The 15,284-nt window shown below is 70.3% G+C and carries 13 protein-coding genes and 1 pseudogene; 11 read left to right on the forward strand and 3 right to left on the reverse strand.

The annotated features are described in order from the left end of the window. Positions 1-12: 12 nt before the first annotated feature. The 3 genes from ACIQ7Q_RS14030 to era all read left to right on the forward strand — a co-directional run bounded on the left by ACIQ7Q_RS14030 (position 13) and on the right by era (position 2,125). Positions 13-366: an MmcQ/YjbR family DNA-binding protein gene (locus ACIQ7Q_RS14030; RefSeq protein WP_403860575.1), complete on the forward strand. Its 354-nt coding sequence runs from the start codon at positions 13-15 to the stop codon at positions 364-366. Between the two features lie 295 nt (positions 367-661). Further along, positions 662-1,015, forward strand: coding sequence for a cytidine deaminase (locus ACIQ7Q_RS14035; protein WP_403860142.1), 354 nt, complete (start codon positions 662-664; stop codon positions 1,013-1,015). Between the two features lie 168 nt (positions 1,016-1,183). Next, positions 1,184-2,125, forward strand: a complete 942-nt coding sequence (era, locus tag ACIQ7Q_RS14040) for a GTPase Era (protein ID WP_403860145.1) — start codon at positions 1,184-1,186, stop codon at positions 2,123-2,125. A 51-nt stretch (positions 2,126-2,176) separates the two neighbouring features. On the opposite strand, the gene ACIQ7Q_RS14045 is transcribed toward era, so the two are convergent. Together ACIQ7Q_RS14045 and ACIQ7Q_RS14050 are read right to left on the reverse strand one after the other, a co-directional pair. Then, positions 2,177-2,443: a protealysin inhibitor emfourin gene (locus ACIQ7Q_RS14045; RefSeq protein ID WP_403860148.1), complete on the reverse strand. Its 267-nt coding sequence runs from the start codon at positions 2,441-2,443 to the stop codon at positions 2,177-2,179. Between the two features lie 85 nt (positions 2,444-2,528). Next, positions 2,529-3,590: a M4 family metallopeptidase gene (locus tag ACIQ7Q_RS14050; protein ID WP_403860151.1), complete on the reverse strand. Its 1,062-nt coding sequence runs from the start codon at positions 3,588-3,590 to the stop codon at positions 2,529-2,531. Between the two features lie 295 nt (positions 3,591-3,885). Here ACIQ7Q_RS14050 and leuA point away from each other — a divergent pair, with 295 nt between their 5' ends. The 6 genes from leuA (at position 3,886) to ACIQ7Q_RS14080 (ending at position 11,986) form a co-directional block, all read left to right on the forward strand. Continuing rightward, complete coding sequence (leuA, locus tag ACIQ7Q_RS14055; RefSeq protein ID WP_403860154.1) at positions 3,886-5,649, forward strand: 2-isopropylmalate synthase; 1,764 nt, start codon at positions 3,886-3,888, stop codon at positions 5,647-5,649. 237 nt (positions 5,650-5,886) lie between these two features. After that, the gene (locus tag ACIQ7Q_RS14060; RefSeq protein WP_403860158.1) at positions 5,887-6,579 is read left to right on the forward strand and encodes a TerB family tellurite resistance protein; all 693 of its coding nucleotides are present in this window, start codon (positions 5,887-5,889) and stop codon (positions 6,577-6,579) included. A gap of 227 nt (positions 6,580-6,806) precedes the next feature. Beyond that, positions 6,807-8,873, forward strand: a complete 2,067-nt coding sequence (locus ACIQ7Q_RS14065; protein ID WP_403860161.1) for an MMPL family transporter — start codon at positions 6,807-6,809, stop codon at positions 8,871-8,873. A gap of 234 nt (positions 8,874-9,107) precedes the next feature. Next, positions 9,108-10,352, forward strand: a complete 1,245-nt coding sequence (locus tag ACIQ7Q_RS14070; protein ID WP_403860578.1) for a sensor histidine kinase — start codon at positions 9,108-9,110, stop codon at positions 10,350-10,352. Further along, on the forward strand, positions 10,349-11,023 hold the full coding sequence (locus ACIQ7Q_RS14075; RefSeq protein ID WP_403860164.1) for a response regulator: 675 nt from the start codon (positions 10,349-10,351) through the stop codon (positions 11,021-11,023). The genes ACIQ7Q_RS14070 and ACIQ7Q_RS14075 overlap by 4 nt, the downstream gene beginning before the upstream one ends. A 135-nt stretch (positions 11,024-11,158) precedes the next feature. Beyond that, the gene (locus tag ACIQ7Q_RS14080) at positions 11,159-11,986 is read left to right on the forward strand and encodes a trypsin-like serine peptidase (protein WP_403860167.1); all 828 of its coding nucleotides are present in this window, start codon (positions 11,159-11,161) and stop codon (positions 11,984-11,986) included. A gap of 248 nt (positions 11,987-12,234) precedes the next feature. On the opposite strand, the gene ACIQ7Q_RS14085 is transcribed toward ACIQ7Q_RS14080, so the two are convergent. Then, on the reverse strand, positions 12,235-13,602 hold the full coding sequence (locus ACIQ7Q_RS14085; protein WP_403860170.1) for an FAD-dependent oxidoreductase: 1,368 nt from the start codon (positions 13,600-13,602) through the stop codon (positions 12,235-12,237). Between the two features lie 633 nt (positions 13,603-14,235). Here ACIQ7Q_RS14085 and ACIQ7Q_RS14090 point away from each other — a divergent pair. Together ACIQ7Q_RS14090 and recO are read left to right on the forward strand one after the other, a co-directional pair. Continuing rightward, a pseudogene (locus tag ACIQ7Q_RS14090) lies at positions 14,236-14,445 on the forward strand (hypothetical protein); the annotation flags it as partial. Between the two features lie 86 nt (positions 14,446-14,531). Then, a complete protein-coding gene (gene recO / locus ACIQ7Q_RS14095; protein WP_403860173.1) occupies positions 14,532-15,278 on the forward strand; it encodes a DNA repair protein RecO in 747 nt (248 codons plus the stop codon). Positions 15,279-15,284 lie beyond the last annotated feature (6 nt).

The following is a 15,284-nucleotide window of genomic DNA, read 5'->3' on the forward strand; positions in this document are numbered from 1 at the left end:
GGCACCAGAGCCATGTCGGCGAAGGAACTGAGAGCGTTCTGCCTCGACTTCAACGAGGCGGTCGAGGAGTTCCCGTTCGGCCCAGAGGCGTCGGTCTTCAAGGTCCTCGGCAAGATGTTCGCCCTCAGCGCGCTGGACGCCACACCGCTGACGGTCAACCTGAAGTGCGACCCGGACCTCGCGGTGCAGCTCCGGGCGGAGCACGCGGGGATCGTGCCCGGCTGGCACATGAACAAGCGGCACTGGAACACGGTGACGGTGGCCGAGCTCCCGGCCCGGCTGGTACGGGAGTTGGTGGAGGACTCGTACGACCTGGTGGTGGCCGGGCTGCCGCGGGCGGACCGGCTGCGTCTGGACCGACCGTGACGTAGCGGGTACGTCTCCTCTCGGCCGCACCACCGCCGGAGGCGAAGAGGGGGAGTACGTGTCCACGTCGGCCGAGCAGGACGCCGCGAAGGCGCACCGCCTGGGGAGCTGCGCGAGTTGCTGATGAGCAGACGCGCCCGGATCACCCCGGCCGAGGCGGGCTCCCGGACGCGGCGCCCGTCGCCGTACGCCGGGGCTGCGCGGCCACACTGGCCTGGCCGGCGAGCCTCGAGGGCCGGCGCGGCTCAATGTGTCCCGTGGCGGGGTCATCACCGTGCCGATCTATGCTCAAGGCATGACGCAGAGCACCGACCTCGGCCCCGAGGACCGCAAGATCATCACGCTGGCGCGCAGCGCCCGGGCCCGCAACGGTGTGGCCGAAGGCGCCGCCGTGCGCGACGAGACCGGCCGCACCTATGTCGCAGGGACCGTCGCCCTGGACTCGCTCAAGCTCAGCGCGCTGCAGACCGCGGTGGCCATGGCCGTCGCCAGCGGCGCCAAGTCGCTGGAGGCCGCCGCGGTCGTCTCCGACGCCGATGCCGCCTCGGACGATGACCGCGCGGCGGTACGGGATCTGGGCGGTGCCGCGACCCCGGTGCTGCTGGCGGGCCCGGACGGCGGGCTGAAGGCCACGGTCACGGCGGGCTGACGGCCACGGTCACGGCGGCCCCAAGGCCCCTCGTCATGACAAAGGCGTGGTCACGGCAGGCTGACGGGCCCAACGGGGCGGCCCTTCCGGGGCCGTGTCGCCGTCCCGGACGCGTACCCGGCGGCGGCGCGTGACGGAGGGCCTCCGGCATCAGGGAGAATGGGCGCCATGAGCGCTCGTACCCAGTCTCCTGAAGCCCCCCATCGGGCCGGCTTCGCCTGCTTCGTCGGCCGCCCGAACGCGGGCAAGTCCACCCTCACGAACGCTCTGGTCGGCCAGAAGGTGGCGATCACCTCCACCCGGCCGCAGACGACCCGGCACACGGTGCGCGGCATCGTGCACCGCCCGGACGCCCAGCTGATCCTGGTGGACACCCCGGGGCTGCACAAGCCGCGCACGCTGCTCGGTGAGCGTCTCAACGACGTGGTGCGCACCACGTGGGCCGAGGTCGACGTGATCGGCTTCTGCCTGCCCGCGGACCAGAAGCTCGGCCCCGGTGACCGGTTCATCGCCAAGGAGCTGGCCGGGATCAAGAAGACGCCGAAGGTCGCGATCGTCACCAAGACGGACCTGGTCGACTCCAAGACGCTGGCCGAGCAGCTCATCGCGATCGACGCGCTCGGCAAGGAGCTGGGCATCGAGTGGGCGGAGATCGTGCCGGTCTCCGCCGTCGGCGACTCGCAGGTGCAGCTGGTCGCCGACCTGCTGGTGCCGATGCTTCCGGAGAGCCCCCCGCTCTATCCGGAGGGCGACCTCACGGACGAGCCGGAGCAGGTCATGGTCGCCGAGCTGATCCGCGAGGCCGCGCTGGAGGGCGTGCGGGACGAGCTGCCGCACTCGATCGCGGTGGTCGTCGAGGAGATGCTGCCGCGCGAGGACCGCCCGGCAGACCGTCCGCTGCTGGACATCCACGCCAACCTCTACATCGAGCGTCCCAGCCAGAAGGGCATCATCATCGGCCCGAAGGGCAAGCGCCTGAAGGAGGTCGGCATGAAGTCCCGCAAGCACATCGAGGCGCTCCTGGGCACGCCGGTCTTCCTGGACCTCCATGTGAAGGTCGCCAAGGACTGGCAGCGCGACCCCAAGCAGCTGCGGAAGCTGGGTTTCTGAGCCGGACGACCGGCCAAGCCCGGTGACGGGGGGCTCGGAGACGGCCCCCCGTCACGCCCCTTCCTTGAGCACCAGCGAGATCAGATGTTGCTGGGCCTCGGTCAGCCGCGGGTCGGAGCAGTAGACCGTGCGCCCGTCGAGCGTGAGCTGGTAGGTGAAGCCGTCGGGGACCCCGATGGGCGGGGTCTTCCTGCCCTCAGAGACCGCCTGCTCGGCCAGCGCGTGCACCTCGTCGGCATCGGCCCGCCCCGAGGTGTCGACCTCGGCGAGACGCTCGATCCCGGCGAATCCTCCCGTACGCCTTACTTGGATACGCATGGTTCCCGTTCTAGTACGGAACGGAGCCGCGCGACACCGGGGGAGCGACCCGTCGGCATGGCACTCCCCGCTCTCGCGCCGGACGTCAGTCGGACGTGTCCACGCCGACCTGCGACCATGCCTTCAGTACCGTCTCGTACTCCTGGCCCTCGCCGTACCGCGCACGCGCCGCCGACACCGTGAGGCGGGCGAAGCTCGCGAAGTCGGCGTCCACCTGCAGATCGCCGCCGGTCAGCACGTCGAACCAGATCTGCCCCGCCCGCTCCCACGCCCGCCCGCCCAGCCGGGTGGCGAGCAGGTAGAAGGCGTGGTTGGGGATGCCCGAGTTGATGTGGACGCCGCCGTTGTCGCGGCCCGTGCGGACGTAGTCGTCCATCGTCGCGGGCTGCGGGTCCTTGCCGAGCACGTCGTCGTCGTACGCGGTACCCGGCGCCTTCATCGAGCGCAGCGCGACGCCGCTCACGCGCGGGGTGAGCAGGCCGGCACCGATCAGCCAGTCCGCCTCCTCTGCGCTCTGCCCGAGGGTCCGCTGCTTGACCAGTGAGCCCATCACGTCCGACACCGACTCGTTGAGGGCTCCGGGCTGACCGAAGTAGCTCAGGTTGGCCGTGTACTGGGTCAGGCCGTGCGCCAGCTCGTGCGCGATGACGTCGACCGCGACCGTGAAGTCGACGAGGATCTCGCCGTCACCGTCGCCGAACACCATCTGCTCGCCGTTCCAGAAGGCGTTGCCGTACTTCTCGTCGAAGTGCACGGAGGCGTCCAGCGGCAGGCCCGCCCCGTCGATCGAGCTGCGCCCGTACGCGGTCAGCAGCTCGAAGGTCGCGCCGAGGCCCGCGTACGCGCGGTTGACGGTCGAGTCCTTGACGGCCTCCTCGCCCTCGCCGCGGGCCCGGGTGCCGGGCAGCGCCGTGCCGTTGTGCGCGTCGTAGACGGTGCGTCGCGGTCCGTCGGCCGGGGACGCGACCGCGCGTGTGGCGGCGCCGACGACGGTCGTCAGCCGGCGGCCGGTGCGCTGTGCGGCGTCGGCCTGCAAGGTGCGACGGGCGGGGCCGGAGATCGCCGGGTCGTCGGCGCGGGCGAGCCTGTCGAGGATGTGCGGCGGCACGATGCCGCAGAAGACGGGGTTGTGGGAGGGGATATCCATGTCCGGCAATCTGGCACCGGGTGAGATGCCTGTCACGGAAAGCGACGCCGATTAATGAAATAGAGTGATGTGCCACATTTGCCCGTTACCGTTCGGTCGTCCCGCATACTGAAACGGGACCCACGCTCCCGCCGCGGCTCGGCTAGTGTGCTGTGCATCATGCGTTTCGGGCTGCTTCTTCTTAGCTGCCGCGGCGAGGGCCTGTAGTCGTAGGCCGACCCCCTCCCCGCGGAGTCTGGTGCTGCTTCGACACAGTCGGCCGTCCCTCTCCGAAGGACCCGAGGAGCCCTACGCAATGTCTCAGTCGCAGTGGATCGGCCGTCCCACCCCGATCACCAACAGGACGCACACCCAGAAGCCGTCCGGCATGCCGATCCACAAGTACGGCCGGTACGAGGCCGTCGAGATCCCCGACCGCACCTGGCCCGAGCAGCGGATCACCAAGGCTCCGCGCTGGCTGTCCACGGACCTGCGCGACGGAAACCAGGCACTGATCGACCCCATGAGTCCCGCGCGCAAGCGCGAGATGTTCGACCTGCTGGTACGCATGGGCTACAAGGAGATCGAGGTCGGCTTCCCGTCGTCCGGCGAGACGGACTTCGCGTTCGTGCGCTCCATCATCGAAGAGGGCGCGATCCCCGACGATGTCACCATCTCCGTGCTGACGCAGGCCCGTGAGGACCTGATCGAGCGCACCGTCGAGTCGATCGTCGGCGCCAGGCGCGCGACCGTGCACCTGTACAACGCGACGGCGCCCACCTTCCGCCGGGTCGTCTTCCGGGGCTCGAAGGGCGACATCAAGCAGATCGCCGTCGACGGCACCCGCCTGGTGATGGAGTACGCGGACAAGCTGCTGGGCCCCGAGACGGCCTTCGGCTACCAGTACAGCCCCGAAATCTTCACCGACACCGAGCTGGACTTCGCCCTGGAGGTCTGCGAGGCGGTCTGCGACGTGTGGCAGCCCGGCCCCGGCCGCGAGATCATCCTCAACCTGCCCGCCACCGTCGAGCGCTCCACGCCGTCCACGCACGCCGACCGGTTCGAGTGGATGTCGCGCAACCTGACCCGGCGCGAGCACGTGTGCCTGTCCGTCCACCCGCACAACGACCGTGGCACCGCCGTGGCCGCCGCCGAACTGGCGATCATGGCGGGCGCGGACCGTATCGAGGGCTGCCTGTTCGGGCAGGGCGAGCGCACCGGCAACGTCGACCTGGTCACCCTGGGCATGAACCTGTTCTCGCAGGGCGTCGACCCGCAGATCGACTTCTCGCAGATCGACGAGATCCGTCGCACCAGCGAGTACTGCAACCAGATGGAGATCCACCCGCGCCACCCCTACGCGGGCGATCTGGTCTACACGGCCTTCTCCGGCTCCCACCAGGACGCCATCAAGAAGGGCTTCGACGCGATGGAGGCCGACGCGGCCGCCGCAGGAAAGAGTGTCGACGACATCGAGTGGGCCGTGCCGTACCTGCCGATCGACCCGAAGGACGTCGGCCGCTCCTACGAGGCCGTCATCCGCGTCAACTCGCAGTCCGGCAAGGGCGGTATCGCCTACGTCCTGAAGAACGACCACAAGCTGGAGCTGCCGCGCCGGATGCAGATCGAGTTCTCGCGGATCATCCAGGCCAAGACCGACACCGAGGGCGGCGAGGTCACGCCGGCCGCGATCTGGTCCGTCTTCCAGGACGAGTACCTGCCGAACCCCGAGAACCCGTGGGGGCGCATCCAGATCCGCTCCGGCCAGACCACCACCGACAAGGACGGCGTCGACACGCTGGCCGTCGAGGCGGTCGTCGACGGCGAGGAGACGGTGCTGACCGGCTCCGGCAACGGTCCGATCTCCGCCTTCTTCGAGGCGCTGAACGCCGTGGGCGTCGACGTACGCCTGCTGGACTACCAGGAGCACACGATGAGCGAGGGTGCGTCCGCGCAGGCCGCCTCGTACATCGAGTGCGCGATCGACGGCAAGGTGCTGTGGGGCATCGGCATCGACGCCAACACCACCCGTGCCTCCCTGAAGGCGGTCGTCTCCGCCGTCAACCGCGCGGCCCGCTAGTACGCCGCCGGTTTTCCGACCCGATCGCCGGGCCCGCTCGATCCGGAGCGGGCCCGGCGTTTTGCGGTGTTGTGCACGTGCTGTGCCAGGGAGCGGAATCGGCCATGTCGATTCGTACTCGCGCCGGGGTGCTGACGCGACATCATCCGTGTGGCTAACATCACGTCAACGCGGCAGTGTTGCCGTGGGGGCACCACCCGTGCCCGCAGGGCTACGGGGGAATTACGGAGGTGCGACGTGCTGCCAGCCCGGGGATTGTTCGTCCGAAAACTGCGGGTATGCGGCGTACACACGTCCTGGAGCACCGTCGGCGACGGAGAGTTCTTCTGCTCCGAATGCGGTGGCGACCGCAACTACCGGCGTCGCACGGGCCGGCGCCGCTTCACGGTCCTCGGAGTGCCGCTGCTGCCGCGCGGTCTCGCAGGACCCGTGGTCGAATGCGCCGCCTGCCACAACCACTTCGGCATGGACGCCCTCGACCATCCGACCACCGGCCGCTTCTCCGCGATGCTCAGGGACGCGGTGCACACCGTCGCCCTCGCCGTTCTCGCCTCCGGCGGCACCTCCTCCCGCTCGGTCCGCGAGACGGCCGTCCACGCGGTGCGTGCCGCCGGGCTCGACGACTGCACGGAGGACCAGCTCACCTCGCTGATCGAGGCGCTCGCCGCCGACACCGGACGGTACGTCGCGGATGCCGGGCCGTACGGGGCGGCGCTCGCCATCGAGCTCCATGAGGCACTGGAACCGCTCGCCCCCCACCTGGCTCCGGCCGGGCGCGAGTCGATCCTGCTGCAGGGCGCGCGGATCGCCCTCGCCGACGGTCCCTACACCCCGGCCGAGCGCGAGGTCCTCACCACCGTCGGCGCGGCGCTGCAGCTGTGCGACGACGACACCACGCGGCTTCTGGAGACGGCGCGAACGCCGTTCTGAGCAGGGCGGTCTGCTCCCACCGCCGTACTCCCCGGGGAGTACGCAGTCTGCCGGGCCACCCTGCGCAGTAGCCCCCGTCTCGCCCCTGCGCGCGACGAAACCGCCCCTTGTCGGCGGGAGTCTGGTGATGCATTCCGTCACCGGACGCCCGTGATGAAGGGGAGACACCCATGGGGCCCGCACCGACCGCGACCGCACCACCGCCATCGAGGCCCACCGCGCGCCGCATGGCCGTGCCCTGGGCGATCGTCGTCCTGTGGATCGCCGTCATCGCCCTCGCCGCCCCCTTCGCGGGCAAACTCGGCGACGCTCAGCGCGACAACATCGTCGACTACCTTCCCGCGAGCGCCGACTCCACCCAGGTCGCCAGGATCGAACAGGCGCTCCCGGGCGGGGAGTCCACCGAGCTGGTCGTCGTCTACCACCGCGACGGCGGACTCACCGCCGCCGACCGGACGCACGCCCAGCGGCAGGTCGACACCGTCACCGGCGCGCACCGGTTCGACGGCGGCCCGCCCGAGGGCATCCCGTCGAAGGACGGCTCGACGCTGATGTACCCGCTGTCCACCACCGAGCCCGGCACCGACAACGACGCCCGCACCGCGCTCGTCGACGACGTGCGCGAACGGCTCGACGCGGACCCGGCCGAAGGACTCGGGGTCGAACTCGGCGGGCCCGGCGCTCTGCAGACCGACATGGAGAAGGTCTTCGAGACCATCGACGGCATCCTCATGATCGCGACCGTTCTTGTCGTCGCCGTGCTGCTGATCCTCACCTACCGCAGTCCGTTCCTGTGGCTGGTCCCCCTCACCGTCGTCGGCTTCGCGGCCGTCGCGTCCCGGGCGCTCGTGTACGGCCTCATCCAGGGCTTCGATCTCACCGTCACCAGCCAGAGCGCCGCGATCATGACCGTGCTCGTCTTCGGCGCCGGCACCGACTACGCCCTGCTGCTCGTCGCCCGCTACCGCGAGGAACTCCGCCGCATCGAGCGACCCCACGACGCGATGCTCGCCGCCCTGCGCGGCTGCGGCCCCGCCGTCCTCGCCTCGTCCGGCACCGTCGCCGCCGGACTGCTGTGCCTGCTCGCCGCCGACCTCAACAGCGCCAGCGGCCTCGGCCCGGTCGGCGCCGTGGGTGTCGTGTGCGCGCTGGCCGCCATGCTCACGCTGCTCCCGGCTGTTCTCGTCCTGCTCGGCCGTCGGGTGTTCTGGCCGCTCGTTCCCGCGTACGGCTCCGAGGTCTCGCAACGCCGGTCGCTGTTCGCCGCGATGGGCAGCTCCGCCGGCCGCCGGCCCACCGTCGTCCTCGTATCCGGGGTGCTGCTGCTGGGCGCCTTGGCGCTGGGCGCGTTCAACCTGCCGGGCAACCTGGCCCAGGAGGACACCTTCACCCGACAGCCCGAGTCCGTCTCCGCGATGACACAGCTCTCCGAGGCGTACCCGGACCGCAGCACCCAGCCCATCACCGTCATCGCTCCCGCCGGCACCGCGGAGGAGGCACTCTCCGAGGCGCGCCGCACCGAGGGCGTGGCGGCGGCCCACGCCGTGCGCTTTGGAGACGGCTGGACCGAGATCACCGTCTTCGCGAAGGACGCACCGGAGACACCCGGCGAGAGGGCCACCATCAAGGCGCTGAGGGCGAATCTCGACGGCGCCCACGTCGGCGGGCCGAGCGCCCAGCAACTGGACCTCGCGGACACCAACGCACGTGACCAGAAGGTAGTCATCCCGCTCGTGCTCGCCGCGGTGCTGCTGATCCTCGTCCTCCTGTTGCGCAGTCTGGTCGCACCCCTGATGCTCACCGCGGCCGTAGTGGCGGTGTGGGGAGCGGTGATGGGCCTCGGTGGACTCGTCTTCGAGCCGGTCTTCGGGTTCGAGGGGCTCGACCCGAGCATTCCGCTGCTCTCGTTCGTCTTCCTCGTCGCCCTCGGCGTCGACTACGGCATCTTCCTGATGCACCGAATGCGCGAGGAGGCCCTGTCGGGCGCGGAGCCGGCCGCGGCAGCGCTGACCGCGCTGCGCACCACCGGCGGGGTGATCGCCTCCGCGGGCATCGTGCTCGCCGCGACGTTCACCGTCCTGATGAACCTGCCGCTGGTGCCGCTCTTCCAGATGGGCTTCCTCGTCGCGGTCGGCGTCCTGCTGGACACCTTCCTGGTCCGGACGTATCTGGTGACGTCGGCGAGCCTGCTGCTGGGGCGGAGGGTGTGGTGGCCGGGCCCGCTGAGCAGGCGGGCGCCGGCGGAGCGGTTGGTGGCGCGGGCGCGCGAGCCGCAGCCGGTGCGTCGTTCGTAGCCCTGCGGGGCTGTTCCCCCACCCCGCTGCTTTCCGCGGTTTCGATGTGCGGCTCCGCCGCGTGGCGGGCAAGCCCCGTGCCCCGTACCGCGCTTCGCGCGGTGTCCTCGATCTCCTCCCACGGCTTGGCGGCCGTGGGAGGTACCCCCGGACGGGCTGACCAAGTCAGCCGCGCCGGCGACCCCGACGCGGGAGTCCGGGGGCGGAGCCCACCGGTTTCGGGAGGGGACGGGGCTGGGGAAATCGCAACCGCTACCCGAGGATGGACCCGTGCCGCAGCCACCCACCCGCCCCCGCCTCGGCGAGCGCGTGCTCAACGCCGTCAGCCGCGACCCGCTGGCCGTCCCCCACCGCACACGCAACGACGCCTTGATCGCCGCGTCCGTCGGGGCGCTTTCCGTCGCGCTCGCGCTTCTCGTCAACGACGGGCGCAGGCCCGACGCCCTCGGCTGGGCGCTGCTTGCGGGGAGCGTCGTGCCGTTGGTGTGGCGGCGCTCGCACCCCAGCCATGTCCTGGTCGCCGTCCTGGCGTGCGTCGGGCCGTACCACGCGCTCGACAACACCCATGCCGCGCCGGTGCCGGCCTCCCTCCTCGCCCTCTACACCGTGGCCGCGACCGCGCGCCCGCTCTACACCTGCTTCGTCGGCTGCCTCGTCATGGGCGTCACCCTGACGATCACGTTCAACGTCGGTGCCCACGAGGGCCTGGAGTCGCTGCGCACTTCCGGCTGGATCCTCGCTGTCCTCGTCTTCGGCGTCGACGTACGCACCTATCGCCGCTACATCGCGTCCGTCGTGGGCCGCGCGGAACGTGCCGAGCGCACCCGGGAGGAGGAGGCCGCGCGCCGGGTCGCCGAGGAACGGCTGAGGATCGCCCGCGATCTGCACGATCTCCTCGCCCACTCCATCACCCTGATCGGTGTGCAGACGTCCGTCGCGTCCCATGTCCTGACCGTCGACCCCGAGCGGCTCGACCGGGCCGCGATCGCCAAGGCGCTCGACGACATCGCGGAGACCTGCCGCACCGCGCGCGGCGAGCTGCGCACCACACTGGAGGTTCTGCGCGCCGACGGACCCGACTGCGACGGTCCGCTGCCGGACCTGGCGGCGCTCCCCGGTCTCGTGCGGACGGCGGGCGCCGAATTGACGCTGAGTACGGGGGACGCCCCGATGCCGCCTGCCGTGGAGGCGGCCGCGTACCGGATCGTGCAGGAGTCGCTGACGAACGCGGTGCGGCACGCGGGAGCAGGGGTACGCATCACCGTGAGGGTGGTCCTGGAAGCGGGTGCCCTCCGGGTCGCGGTCACCGATGACGGGAACGCATCGGTGCAGCGGCCCGGCACGGGCTTCGGCATCATCGGGATGCGCGAGCGGGCCCGCAGTGTGGGCGGCACGCTGGCGGCGGGGCCGCGCGGCGACCGACCCGGTTTCGAAGTCGCCGCAACTCTGCCCATGGAGCCGTCGGAGGCCACCGTATGAACTTCGTGAACCCGATCCGTGTCCTGCTCGCCGACGACCAGACGCTGGTGCGGGCCGCGTTCGCGATGCTGGTGGAGTCGGCCCGCGACATGGAGGTCGTCGGGCAGGCGGGCACGGGCGTGGAGGCCGTCGAACTGGCCCGCAGCGAACGGGCGGACCTCGTCGTCATGGACATCCGCATGCCCGAACTCGACGGGATCGAGGCCACCCGCCTGATCGCGGCCGACGACGATCTGGCGGGCGTGAAGGTCCTCGTCCTCACCACGTACGACACCGAGGAGCACATCGTCGAGGCGCTGCGCGCCGGTGCGTCGGGCTTCCTGGTCAAGGACACCAAGCCGGCGGAGCTGCTGGCGGCGATCCGCACGGTCGCGGCGGGCGAGTCCCTGCTCTCGCCCGGCCCGACGTCGCGGCTGATCGCCCGTGTTCTCAGCGCCCCGCAGATGCCCAGGGCGGGGGGCCCGGACGGGCTCACGGATCGCGAACGGCAGGTCCTGACGCTGGTGGCCCGTGGGCTGAACAACACGGAGATCGCCGAGTCACTGGGCCTGAGCCCGCTGACGGCCAAGACCCATGTCAGCCGCATCATGGGCAAACTGGGCGCACGTGATCGAGCCCAACTGGTCATCGTCGCCTACGAGTCGGGGCTGGTGAGTCCGGGAGAGGTCTGACCGGCCCGGTCGCACGGCTCAAGGGGGCCGGCCGAAAACAGTGCCTTGTCGGCTCAGAGGCGTACCCCAACAATGCACATGACAAGTCGAAGTTCGTCGCTTCGGCCACTCACGTCGCATTGAGGGGACCCCCACATGAACAAGCCTCTCGCCGGCACGCTGCTCACGCTCACGCTCCTCGGAGCGGGCGCCGCACCGGCCGTCGCCGCCGAAACGGACGCCTCCGTAAGGGCGGTGGACTTCGCCGGCACAGTCGCGCTCAGCAACTGCTCCGGGGCCGTGGTCCGTACCGCTGCCGCGCAGCCGAGCGACCCGGCGCTCGTCATGTCCAACGGCCACTGCCTGGAGACCGGCTTCCCGGCCCCCGGCCAGGTCGTGGTCGACCGCGCCTCCTCGCGGAGCTTCGGGCTGCTCAACTCCGCGGGCACACGCGTCGCCACGCTCCGCGCAGCCAAGATCGTGTACGGGACGATGACCGACACCGACGTCTCGCTGTATCAACTCACCAGCACCTACGGCCAGATCGAGTCGAGCTACGGCATCAAGGCCCTGGAGCTCGACGCCGCCCGGCCGGCGCAGGGCACGGACATCAAGGTCGTCTCCGGGTACTGGAAGCGGATCTACAGCTGCGACATCGACGGCTTCGCCTACCGCCTCAAGGAGGGCTCCTGGACCTGGAAGGACTCCGTCCGCTACACCTCGAGCTGCGACACCATCGGCGGAACCTCCGGCTCGCCGGTCGTCGACACCGCGACCGGGAAGGTCGTCGCCGTCAACAACACCGGCAACGAGAGCGGCGGGCGCTGCACGGACAACAACCCGTGCGAGGTCGACGAGAACGGCGCCGTCACGGTGCGCGAGGGCATCAACTACGGCCAGCAGACGTACACCCTGGCCGCCTGCATAGGTCCGGGCAGCCGCATCGACCTCAACCGGGCGGGCTGTACGGTGCCCAAGCCGTAGACGTCCCCGAGCCCTCAGGGCGCCGGCACCCGCCGGCCCGAGGACTCCTCAGGTCTACGAGAACTCGGGGCCGGTCCGACTCGGCACGGTCTGCCTCGCACCCGGCCAGGAGGTCTCGTCCCACGGCTGGGGCAACGACAGCGGCGACTCCCGCACCTGGACGATGGAGTGCTGACGTCTTCCTGAGGACGCCGAAGGGGCCCGGCGGCCGATGCCGCCGAGCCCCTTCGCACCGCCCGGGTCCCGGACTACGCTCCGCTCGCCCTGAGCATGTCCTCGCGCTCCACGATCTTCACGCGCTCGCGGCCCTGCGGGACGCCCAGGGCCTTCTCGGCCTCGTCCAGGCGGTACCAGCCGTCCCACGTCGTGTAGCGCACGTTCCGGTCGGTGAGGAAGGTCTCGACCGCCTCGGGAGCGGGCGAAAGCGGCTCGCGCAGACGGCCGTTCGCGTAGTCCGCGAGGAGGTTGGACACCGTCTCGTTCGCGTCGCCCTTGGTGTGGCCGATCAGGCCGACGGGGCCGCGCCTGATCCAACCCGTGACGTACGTCGACTGCAGGTGCTCGCCGGTCTCCTCGATCACACGGCCGCCCTTGTCGGGGACCGTGCCCGAGTCGACGTCCCAAGGCAGCTTGGGCAGCTCGTCCGAGAGGTAGCCGACGGCCCGGTAGACCGACTGCACGTCCCAGTCCTTGAACTCGCCGGTTCCCTTGACGTTGCCCGTGCCGTCCAGCTCGGTGCGCTCGGTGCGCAGGCCGACCACCTTGCCGTCCTCGCCGAGGATCGCGGTCGGCGACTCGAAGAAGTGCAGGAACAGCTTGTGCGGCCGGTCGCCGACGTCCCGGATCGCCCAGTTCTCCAGCGTCTTCGCGACCATGTCCGCCTGCTTGTTGCCGCGGCGGGTCTCGATCGAGCCCTCGTCGTAGTCGATGTCCTCGGGGTCGACGATGACCTCGATGTTGGGGGAGTGGTCCAGCTCGCGGAGCTCCATCGGGCTGAACTTGGCCTGCGCCGGGCCTCGGCGTCCGAAGACGTGCACCTCGAGCGCCTTGTTGGCCTTGAGTCCGTCGTGGACGTTCGGCGGGATCTCGGTCGGCAGCAGCTCGTCCGCGGTTTTGGCGAGGATGCGCGCCACGTCGAGCGCGACATTGCCGACGCCGAGCACGGCGACCTTCTCGGCCTCGAGCGGCCAGGTGCGCGGCACGTCCGGGTGCCCGTCGTACCAGGACACGAAGTCCGCCGCACCGTACGAGCCGTCGAGGTCGATGCCCGGTATCTTCAGCGCCCGGTCGGCGTCCGCGCCGGTCGAGAAGATCACCGCGTCGTAGAACGCGTGCAGGTCGTCGAGGCTGATGTCGTTCGGGTAGTCGACGTTGCCGAAGAGCCGGATCTGCGGCTTGTCGAGCACCTGATGCAGAGCCGTGATGATGCCCTTGATCCGCGGGTGGTCAGGGGCGACGCCGTAGCGGATCAGGCCGAAGGGCGCGGGCATACGCTCGAAGAGGTCGATGGACACGCCGGGGTCGGCGGCGGCCACCTCGGACTTCAGCAGCGCATCGGCGGCGTAGATCCCGGCGGGGCCGGCTCCGACGATGGCTACCCGCAAGGGGCGGGGCATGACAGGTTCCCTTCGAGCGGCGACAACTGGCTCGTCGGTAACCCTAAACAAAGGCAAGCCTTAGTTTGTACTCACCCCTGGTCTATGACCTCATAAGGCAAGCTTATGCCCTCTCAAAGACCTGCTTGATGAGCGGCTCTCGGGGGAGGGGAGAGGGATGAACGCGCTGCCCCTCGGCTGCGTCGCGCAGGGCGTGACGGCCGTCGCTCGCCAATGCCGTCGGTTTGGGGTGCCTCGACAAATGCGCCCGCCGCTCATCAGCTGTTCGAATTGGCAGACGTGCCGGGCGGATAAGAACACCCGCCCGCCCCGCTTCTTCGCGGTTTCGCGTCGAACAATTGCCATGCGCCTTCCCCCAGTGCTTTGGCTGTGGTTCAACGCCCGTGTCCAGCAGCCCAGTTGCAGCAGACACACTCTTGATCAGAGTACTCGCGGAGCGTCACCGCCGTAATGCGATTCGTGAACCTGGCCGAGAGAGGGAAATCATGTCGGGCAACGGGAAAGCACCGCGTAGCACGGTGACGTGCATGGCACAGGCGAGGAAACTGTGAACAATGTGCGCGTCGCTCTGAAACGCTCCGGGACCACGCTCCTGATCGCGGCCGGCCTGCCAGGGAAGCGGGGCGAGGCGCCATGACCGGTGTGCCGCCCATCGGCTCGTACGTCGTCGACACCCGCACCGGTCGCGTGGGCCGGCTCATGGGCGAGGCGGGCCCGCGGCTGAGCCTTCAACCCGTCGGCGGCGGCCGCGAGTGGGAATGCGCCCCCGACGCGGTGCGCCCCGCGACCGCCGCAGAGCGGATCAGCGCGACGACGGCGTATGTGAACGCCCGCAGCCGGGGGGGAGGTGACGTGAGCTGCCCCTGCAATGACGAACGGCACGACGAACCCGGGGCCGGTGGCCCTCCCCGGTACGGGAGAATGGGGCCATGAGCCTGTTCCGTGATGACGGCATCGTCCTGCGCACCCAGAAGCTGGGTGAGGCGGACCGCATCATCACCTTGCTCACACGCGGTCACGGTCGGGTACGCGCAGTCGCGCGCGGGGTGCGGCGCACCAAATCGAAGTTCGGTGCCAGGCTCGAACCGTTCTCGCACGTCGACGTGCAGTTCTTCGCGCGCGGCAGCGAACTCGTCGGGCGCGGGCTGCCGCTGTGCACCCAGTCGGAGACCATCGCCCCGTACGGCGGCGGGATCGTCGCCGACTACGCCCGCTACACCGCCGGCACCGCCATGCTGGAGACCGCCGAGCGTTTCACCGATCATGAGGGCGAGCCGGCCGTCCAGCAGTATCTGCTGCTCGTCGGCGCCTTGCGTACCCTCTCGCGGGGCGAGCACGCGCCGCATCTGGTGCTCGACGCCTTTCTGCTGCGTTCCCTCGCCGTCAACGGCTACGCCCCGAGCTTCGACGACTGTGCGCGCTGCGGACTGCCCGGGCCCAACCGGTTCTTCTCCGTCGCGGCGGGCGGGGTCATATGCGGCGACTGCCGGGTGCCCGGCAGCGTCGTACCCTCTGCGGAGGCCATCGGACTGCTCAGCGCGCTGCTGACCGGTGACTGGCCGACGGCGGACGCGTGCGAGGCGCGCCACGTCAGGGAGGGCAGCGGACTGGTGTCCGCGTATCTGCACTGGCACCTGGAGCGCGGACTGCGCTCCCTGAGGTACGTAGAGAAGTAGCGAAAT

Origin of the sequence: Streptomyces sp. NPDC096176 (genome assembly GCF_044763255.1) — a bacterium.
GTDB lineage: Bacteria > Actinomycetota > Actinomycetes > Streptomycetales > Streptomycetaceae > Streptomyces.

Excerpts from the sequence above, each read along its gene's own strand:
- ACIQ7Q_RS14030 (WP_403860575.1), top strand. The coding sequence starts at position 13 with ATGTCGGCGAAGGAACTGAGAGCGTTCTGCCTCGACTTCAACGAGGCG.
- ACIQ7Q_RS14035 (WP_403860142.1), top strand. The coding sequence starts at position 662 with ATGACGCAGAGCACCGACCTCGGCCCCGAGGACCGCAAGATCATCACG.
- era (WP_403860145.1), top strand. The coding sequence starts at position 1,184 with ATGAGCGCTCGTACCCAGTCTCCTGAAGCCCCCCATCGGGCCGGCTTC.
- ACIQ7Q_RS14045 (WP_403860148.1), bottom strand. The coding sequence starts at position 2,443 with ATGCGTATCCAAGTAAGGCGTACGGGAGGATTCGCCGGGATCGAGCGT.
- ACIQ7Q_RS14050 (WP_403860151.1), bottom strand. The coding sequence starts at position 3,590 with ATGGATATCCCCTCCCACAACCCCGTCTTCTGCGGCATCGTGCCGCCG.
- leuA (WP_403860154.1), top strand. The coding sequence starts at position 3,886 with ATGTCTCAGTCGCAGTGGATCGGCCGTCCCACCCCGATCACCAACAGG.
- ACIQ7Q_RS14065 (WP_403860161.1), top strand. The coding sequence starts at position 6,807 with ATGGCCGTGCCCTGGGCGATCGTCGTCCTGTGGATCGCCGTCATCGCC.
- ACIQ7Q_RS14075 (WP_403860164.1), top strand. The coding sequence starts at position 10,349 with ATGAACTTCGTGAACCCGATCCGTGTCCTGCTCGCCGACGACCAGACG.
- ACIQ7Q_RS14080 (WP_403860167.1), top strand. The coding sequence starts at position 11,159 with ATGAACAAGCCTCTCGCCGGCACGCTGCTCACGCTCACGCTCCTCGGA.
- ACIQ7Q_RS14085 (WP_403860170.1), bottom strand. The coding sequence starts at position 13,602 with ATGCCCCGCCCCTTGCGGGTAGCCATCGTCGGAGCCGGCCCCGCCGGG.
- recO (WP_403860173.1), top strand. The coding sequence starts at position 14,532 with ATGAGCCTGTTCCGTGATGACGGCATCGTCCTGCGCACCCAGAAGCTG.